Source organism: Promicromonospora sp. NPDC052451 (genome assembly GCF_044547525.1).
Taxonomy (GTDB): domain Bacteria; phylum Actinomycetota; class Actinomycetes; order Actinomycetales; family Cellulomonadaceae; genus Promicromonospora.
In genome coordinates, this window is sequence record NZ_JBIUAP010000016.1 from 128885 (window position 1) to 135401 (window position 6517).

The following is a 6517-nucleotide window of genomic DNA, read 5'->3' on the forward strand; positions in this document are numbered from 1 at the left end:
CAACCGGGGGATCACCTGCCGCTGCGCGTTCCCGCCACGTCCAGGTCCCACTTCAGGCCCCACCGTGAGCGCACCAGCGCCCGCCCTGCCTCGGTGACATCCAGCCCCCGGCCCGACCGGTGCCGGACCACCCACCCGGCCCCGAGGAACCGCGCCCCCACCGCGGAGCCGAGCGCGCCCGCCAGGTGCGGACGTCGTTCGGTCCAGTCCAGGCACGCCCGCGTGGTGGGCCGGCGGGCTGCGACGGCGCCGTCGACGTCCACCCCGAGCTCCCGCAGGCCGGCCGCTCCCGGGCCGGTCAGGGTGAGCTCGTCGCGGCCGGCGAGCCACCCGCAGCGCACCCAGGCGTCCGTTAGGCCGGTGCCGAGCCGCCCGGCCAGGTGGTCGTAGCAGAACCGGGCCGCGGCCAGGTACTCCGCCCGACGGCTGCGCCGGTAGCCCGACACGGGAGCGGCGTCGGCGAGCATTCCGAGCGACTCCAGCGCCGCCGCGACGTCGGGCCCCGCCAGCGTGTAGTAGCGGTGCCGGCCCTGGGTGCGGGCGGTCACCAGGCCGGCGTCCGCCAGGACCGTCAGGTGCTCGGAGGCCGTGGAGGCGCTCACCCCGGCCGCCGCGGCCAGCTCGCCCGCGGGGCGGCTCGTGCCGTCCAGGAGCAGGTTCAGGAACGTCGACCGTGCCGGGGTGGACAGTGCCCGGCCCACGGCGGTGAAGTCCCGGTCCCGGCTCATGCGCCGACCGTACGGCGCGGACATTTCGGCGTCCACCGAAGCGTCCCCGGCCTACCGTCCCGGCATGGACCAGACCCGCACGGCCCCCGTGCACCGCACCCCGTCCCACCCCTACGCGACCCGCCTGCACTGGACCGGGTCGACCGGCGGCGGCCCGCGCACCTACTCCCGCGACCACACCGCCGTCGCGGCGCCCGCCACCCCCGTCGTCGAGCTCAGCGCCGACTCCGCCTTCCGCGGCGACCCCGACCGGCTCAACCCCGAGCAGCTCGTCGTGATGGCGGCGTCGTCGTGCCAGATGCTGTCGTTCCTCGGGGCCGCTTCCCGTGCCGGGGTCGACGTGCTCGCCTACGACGACGCGGCCACCAGCCACCTCGACCTGACCGCGTCGCCCGCTCGGCTCGGCACCATCCGCCTGGCCGTGACCGTCACCGTGGCGGCCGGGACCGACGAGGCCGTGGTGCACGAGCTCACCGAGCAGGCCCACCACGCCTGCTACGTCGCCTCCTCGCTCGCGGTCGGCGTCGAGGTCGGCGTCACGGTGCGGTTCCGGTGAGCGCCCACCCGCAGGACCTGGAGGTCCTCCTGCCCGACCGCCCCGGGGCGCTCGCGGACCTGGGCCAGGCCCTCGGCGAGGCGGGGGTCAGCCTGGAGGGCGGTGGTGTCTTCGCGGTCGGGCCGGACGCCGGTCCGGGCCACGCCGTGGCGCACTACCTGGTGCACGACGGCGCCCGCGCGCTGCGGGCGGTCACGGCCGCCGGTCTCGGGCCCGCCGTGGTGCGCGACGTCGTGCTGGCCCGGCTGGACCAGGAGGTGCCCGGTCAGCTCGGCACGCTCGCGCGCCGGCTGGGTGACGCCGGCGTCAACGTGCGGGTCCAGTACAGCGACCACGTCGGCAACCTGGTGCTCCTGGTCGCCGAGGCGGACCGGGCGGCCTGCCGTGCGGTCGTCGCGGACTGGGGGAGCGGCCCGTTCGGGCGGTGGGGCGGTCGCCGCGGCTGAGCCCCGCCCGGGTGGAAGGCCACTCACGCCACCTCGACGTGCCCGCGAGCCGCCTCCATGAACCGGAAGACGGCCTCCCGCGAGGAGTCCCGGGCGGCCCCGAACTCCTCCCGCGAGAGGTCCGGCTTCATCCGGTCCACGTCCTGGATCGCCTGCCTGCCGAGGTCGATCAGCTCCGGTGACCGCGTGACGAGCTGGATGCGGAACAGCGCCTCCTGCGCGTCGGTGTAGAGCCGGTAGGTCTCGTACCGCAGGGCCTCGGGGTCCGCGCCCGTGCGCTCGTCGTGGATCGCGAACCAGCGGTCCATGTGGGCGCGACGGAGGTTCACGAGCATGCCGCCGAAGGCCGTGTACGCGGCCACACGCTCCTGGCGCAGCCGCTCGCCGCGCTCGAACCGCTCGGCGTCCGCCCGGTTGCGGCGCTGGAAGTAGTGGGTCGCCGCCGAGCCGAGCAGGGTTCCGACGACGGCGACGACGCTGGTCACGATGATCTCCACGGCCGAAGCCAACCACGCCGCCGGGCCGTGCGAGAAGGGTCGGGCGCAGGCCGCTGCGGTCAGGCCCCGGCCGGGCCGGACAGTCGGTCCAGGGCGGCCACGACGAGGGCCGTCACGCCGGTCTCCAGCGTCGGGTGCGGCACCGGGGCGAACCGCGGGGAGTGGTTGGAGGGGATGTCCCGGTCCGTGGTGCCCGCGCTCTGCGCCGCGAAGAAGGCCGCGGGGTCCCAGCCGCCGAGCAGCCAGTACACCAGCGGCACACCGGCGGCGGTGGCGAGCACGCTCACGTCCTCGCTGCCCGACACCGGACCGGGGTCGATCACGCGCTCGGCGCCGAACTGCGCCGCCAGCACCGCGCGCGTGCGCTCGGTCTCGACCGGATCGTTGACCAGCGGCGGGAACGACTCGCCCGGCGTGATCCGCGGGGGCTCGGGCGCACCCGCGGCGTCGGCCTCACCGCGGACGATGCGCTCGATCGAGGCCAGCACCCGGGCCCGCACCGCCTCGTCGAACGAGCGCACGTTCACCCCGAGCGCCGCCTCGTCCGGGATGATGTTGTCCTTGGTGCCCGCCTGCAGCCGCCCCACCGTGACCACCGCGGCGTCCCCGGCGGCCACCTCCCGCGACACGACCGTCTGCAGGCGCATCACCGTGGCAGCTGCCAGCACCACCGGGTCCACCGTGGCCTCGGGCCGGGAGCCGTGCCCGCCGCGACCCACCAGGCGGATGTCGAGGACGTCCGTCCCCGCGAACGCCGGGCCGGCGTGCAGCCCCAGCAGGCCGGCCGCCACCGGCGCCACGTGCTGGCCCAGCACGATGTCCGGGCGGGGCACGCGGTCGTACAGCCCGCCGTCGACCATCGCGTCCGCCCCGGTGCCGAGCTCCTCGGCCGGCTGGAAGACGACGACCACGGTGCCCGACCACGCCGCACGCCCCCGGGCCAGCAGGTCCGCCGCGCCCAGCAGGGCCGTGACGTGCACGTCGTGCCCGCACGCGTGCATGACGCCGGACTCGACGCCCTCCGCCGTCGTGGTGCGCACCGTGCTGGCGTAGGGCAGCCCGGTGTCCTCCGTGACGGGCAGCGCGTCCATGTCGGCGCGCAGCAGCACGCACGGACCGTCGCCGTTGCCCAGCACCCCGGCCACGCCGGTCCCGCCGATCCCGGTGTGCACCACGTACCCCGCCGCGGCGAGACGCTCGGCGACCAGGGCCGCCGTCCGGGTCTCCTGGTAGGACAGCTCGGGGTGCTCGTGCAGGTCGACGTAGGTCTCGCGCAGCCCGGCCATCAGCCCGGACAGGGGCGCCAGGACGGACTCGGCCAGGGGCGGGGGCACCGGCGCGGCGTCCGGCGCCGGGGCGGGGCGTGCGGGAGGAACGGTCATGAGGCCCACCATCGCACCGACACGCCGGATCCGCGCCGGGACCGGGCCCGCGCGACAAGTCGCCGGGCCCCTGCGAGGCTGGATCGGGTCCTGGCGCGGGTCCGGGGCGGAAAGGACCGCATGAGACGCAGAGCTTCGGCACGGATGGTCCGGTCGGCCGCACTGGCGGGGCTGCTGGCCCTCGGCGGCACGGCCGCCGCCGCCCCGGCGGCGGTGCCCGGGACACCGGTGGTCGTACCCGCCGCCGTGCCGGACCCGGCGCCCGACCAGTCCGTCGTGACCGTCGCCGTGGGCGCCGACCGCACCGGGACGCGCACCGTCGCACCGCTCGCGGGCACGCCCCTCGGCCTCTTCGCCACCGCGGACGCCACCGACCCCGTGGACCCCACCTGGGGCGTGTGCACGTCCGACGCCGACGGCGACTGCAGCTTCGTGGTCCCCGGCACCGCGCCCGGGGGACCGAACGCCGGGGCACAGTGGTGGGTGCGCCAGATCGACGCACCGTCCGGCTGGTTCACCAACCCCACGCTGCGCACCGGACCCGGCTCCGGATCGAGCTCGAACGCCAGCCCCTACGTCTTCCAGGCGCCGGCGCTCGCGGGCGGGACGACCTACTCGTCGACGTCGGACTTCATGGTCGGCACGGCGGGCAGCGGGCGTCCCGTGACCGACTCCGAGGGCGTGTGGCAGCAGTCCCGGACCAACCCGCCGCTGCCGGAGCGGTGCGGGCTGGACGTCGCGCTCGTGCTCGACCTGTCCTCCTCGGTGAGCTCCAGCGAGCTCGTGGCGCTCAAGGGTGCGGCGGACACGTTCACCGACGCGCTGGTGGGCACGCCGTCGCGGATGGCCGTCTTCTCGTTCGACGGCAGCTCGCCGAGCACGAGCGTCGGCGCGAACGTCCCCGACCTGACGAACGTGTCCACCCAGGCCGGGGCGGACGAGTTCAAGGACGTCTACGCGGGCTGGACCACGGGCAGCGGCACCAACTGGGACCGCGGGCTGTGGGCGGTCGCCGACGCCGCGCCGGACTACGAGCTGACGGTGGTGATCACCGACGGCAACCCCACCCGGTTCAGCGCCGACCCGCTGCTCGGCACCGGCGGCACCACCCACTTCCGCGACGTCGAGAACGGCATCTACTCGGCCAACGCGGTCAAGGGCGAGGGCTCGCGGCTCGTCGCCCTCGGCGTGGGGGACGGCGTGGACGACGTGACCCGGCTGAACCTGCGGGCACTGTCCGGGCCCACCCTGTTCGACGGCACGAACGTGCTGGAGGCCGACTACTTCGACGCCGCCGACTACGCCGAGGCCGGCGCCGCGCTGCAGGACCTCGCGCTGTCGCAGTGCCAGGGCTCGGTGAGCGTGTTCAAGGAGATCGTCCCGGCGCAGAACACCGGCGACGACGTGACCGGGTCCGTCCCGGCCGGCGCGGGCTGGGTGTTCGACGCGAGCGCGTCCGCGCCCGGCGTGACCGTGGACCCGGCGACGGCGACCACCACCGACGACGGTACCGGCGGCGTGAGCTTCGACCTGGCGTACCCGACCGGCACGCTGACGTCGGACGTCACCGTGGCCGAGACCCAGCAGCCCGGGTACGAGCTGGTGGCCCCCGGCGGGCAGAACGCGGTCTGCGTCAACCGGTCGACGGGCGACCCGGTCGCGGTCAGCAACGTCGACGACCCGGCGCGGCCCGGCTTCGTGGTCGACCTGCCCGCCACGGAGCTCGTCTCGTGCACGGTCTACAACCGGCCGTCGGCGGGAGTCGTCGTCGACAAGGAGTGGGTGATCGACGGCGAGACGTACGCCGACGGCGAGCAGCCCGACGGATTCACGGCGCAGGCGAGCCTCACCGGACCGGGCGGCGCCGAGGCCACGCCGCAGCCCTGGGGCGAGGCCCGCGAGGGCTACGACGTCAACGAGGCCGTCGTCGTCGACGAGAGCGCCCAGGTGCCCGAGGACTGCACGGCCGACGACGCCCTGGTCACCGCCGTGGACGGCGACCCGGCCGAGGCCGCGCTGCCGTACGAGACGACGGCCGCGCTGCCGTTCCGCGAGGTGGTGGTGACGAACACGGTCACGTGCCTGACGCCGACGCCCACGCCGACGCCGACGCCGACGCCCACGCCCACTCCGACGCCCACTCCGACCGGTTCCCCGACGCCACCAGGCCCCGGTGGCGGGGCGCCACCCCCTGACGGCGGCCCGGGCGACGGTTCCGGCGGCGGTTCCGACGACGGCGGGACAGGCCCCGGGGGAACAGGTCCCGGTGGAACGGGGGCCACCGGACCGGACCCCGGTGCGAGCACCCCCGGCGCGGGGCTCGCCACGACCGGCGCCGACGTCACGGCCCTGCTCAGCCTCACGCTGGTGCTCCTGACCTGCGGCTGGGCCCTCGTCCGCGCCGCCCGCCGCCGGGCCGTGGCAGTCCGCCCGACGGCGGCCCGGCCAGGTGACGGAAGATCAGCCGACCGGTAGAACGCTGGTCGGTAGAAGGTCAGGTGGTCGGCACCCCGGGGTACCGACCACCTGACCTTCTACCGACCACCCGGCCGGGCCGCGCGTCTCAGCGCCGCTTGACCTCCAGGTCCGCGGTCGCCTCGGAGGCACCGAGGTCGTCGGTGCCGGCGTACCCGGCCGTGATCGTGTACTGGCCGGCCCGCAGCAGCGGGGGCACCAGCACGTCGGCCTTGCCGTGGCGCAGCGTCACGGTGCGCTGGTAGGGGTGGCGGTCGCCGTCCTGGCCCACGGTGACGGTCACCCGGCCCGACGGCGTGACGTCCTCGGCGGACACGGTGACCTTGACCAGGAACGGCTCCAGCGGGCGGACCGAGGACGGCGCCTTGACCTGCGTGCTGGTGGCCGCGGGCAGCAGGTCCGCGGGTACCAGGGCGGTGACCGCGCTGCGGTG

Annotated in this window: 7 protein-coding genes; 3 read left to right on the forward strand and 4 right to left on the reverse strand. The window is 75.8% G+C overall.

The features are described from left to right. Window positions 1-11: 11 nt before the first annotated feature. A complete protein-coding gene (locus ACIG47_RS23375) occupies window positions 12-728 on the reverse strand; it encodes an ArsR/SmtB family transcription factor (protein ID WP_397433461.1) in 717 nt (238 codons plus the stop codon). A 64-nt stretch (window positions 729-792) separates the two neighbouring features. Here ACIG47_RS23375 and ACIG47_RS23380 point away from each other — a divergent pair, with 64 nt between their 5' ends. After that, a complete protein-coding gene (locus tag ACIG47_RS23380; RefSeq protein WP_397433462.1) occupies window positions 793-1284 on the forward strand; it encodes an OsmC family protein in 492 nt (163 codons plus the stop codon). Next, window positions 1281-1730, forward strand: coding sequence for an ACT domain-containing protein (locus ACIG47_RS23385; RefSeq protein ID WP_397433463.1), 450 nt, complete (start codon window positions 1281-1283; stop codon window positions 1728-1730). Before ACIG47_RS23380 ends, ACIG47_RS23385 begins: the two co-directional genes overlap by 4 nt. A gap of 23 nt (window positions 1731-1753) precedes the next feature. Here the strand turns inward: ACIG47_RS23385 and ACIG47_RS23390 are convergent, their stop codons facing one another. Both ACIG47_RS23390 and ACIG47_RS23395 read right to left on the reverse strand, forming a co-directional pair. Next, window positions 1754-2227: a hypothetical protein gene (locus ACIG47_RS23390; protein ID WP_397433464.1), complete on the reverse strand. Its 474-nt coding sequence runs from the start codon at window positions 2225-2227 to the stop codon at window positions 1754-1756. A gap of 59 nt (window positions 2228-2286) precedes the next feature. After that, window positions 2287-3516, reverse strand: coding sequence for an amidohydrolase (locus ACIG47_RS23395; RefSeq protein ID WP_397433468.1), 1230 nt, complete (start codon window positions 3514-3516; stop codon window positions 2287-2289). 213 nt (window positions 3517-3729) lie between these two features. Here ACIG47_RS23395 and ACIG47_RS23400 point away from each other — a divergent pair, with 213 nt between their 5' ends. Then, on the forward strand, window positions 3730-6084 hold the full coding sequence (locus ACIG47_RS23400; protein WP_397433465.1) for a hypothetical protein: 2355 nt from the start codon (window positions 3730-3732) through the stop codon (window positions 6082-6084). A gap of 88 nt (window positions 6085-6172) precedes the next feature. Here the strand turns inward: ACIG47_RS23400 and ACIG47_RS23405 are convergent. Then, on the reverse strand, window positions 6173-6517 hold a 345-nt coding region (locus ACIG47_RS23405), incomplete at its 5' end, for an Ig-like domain repeat protein (RefSeq protein ID WP_397433466.1).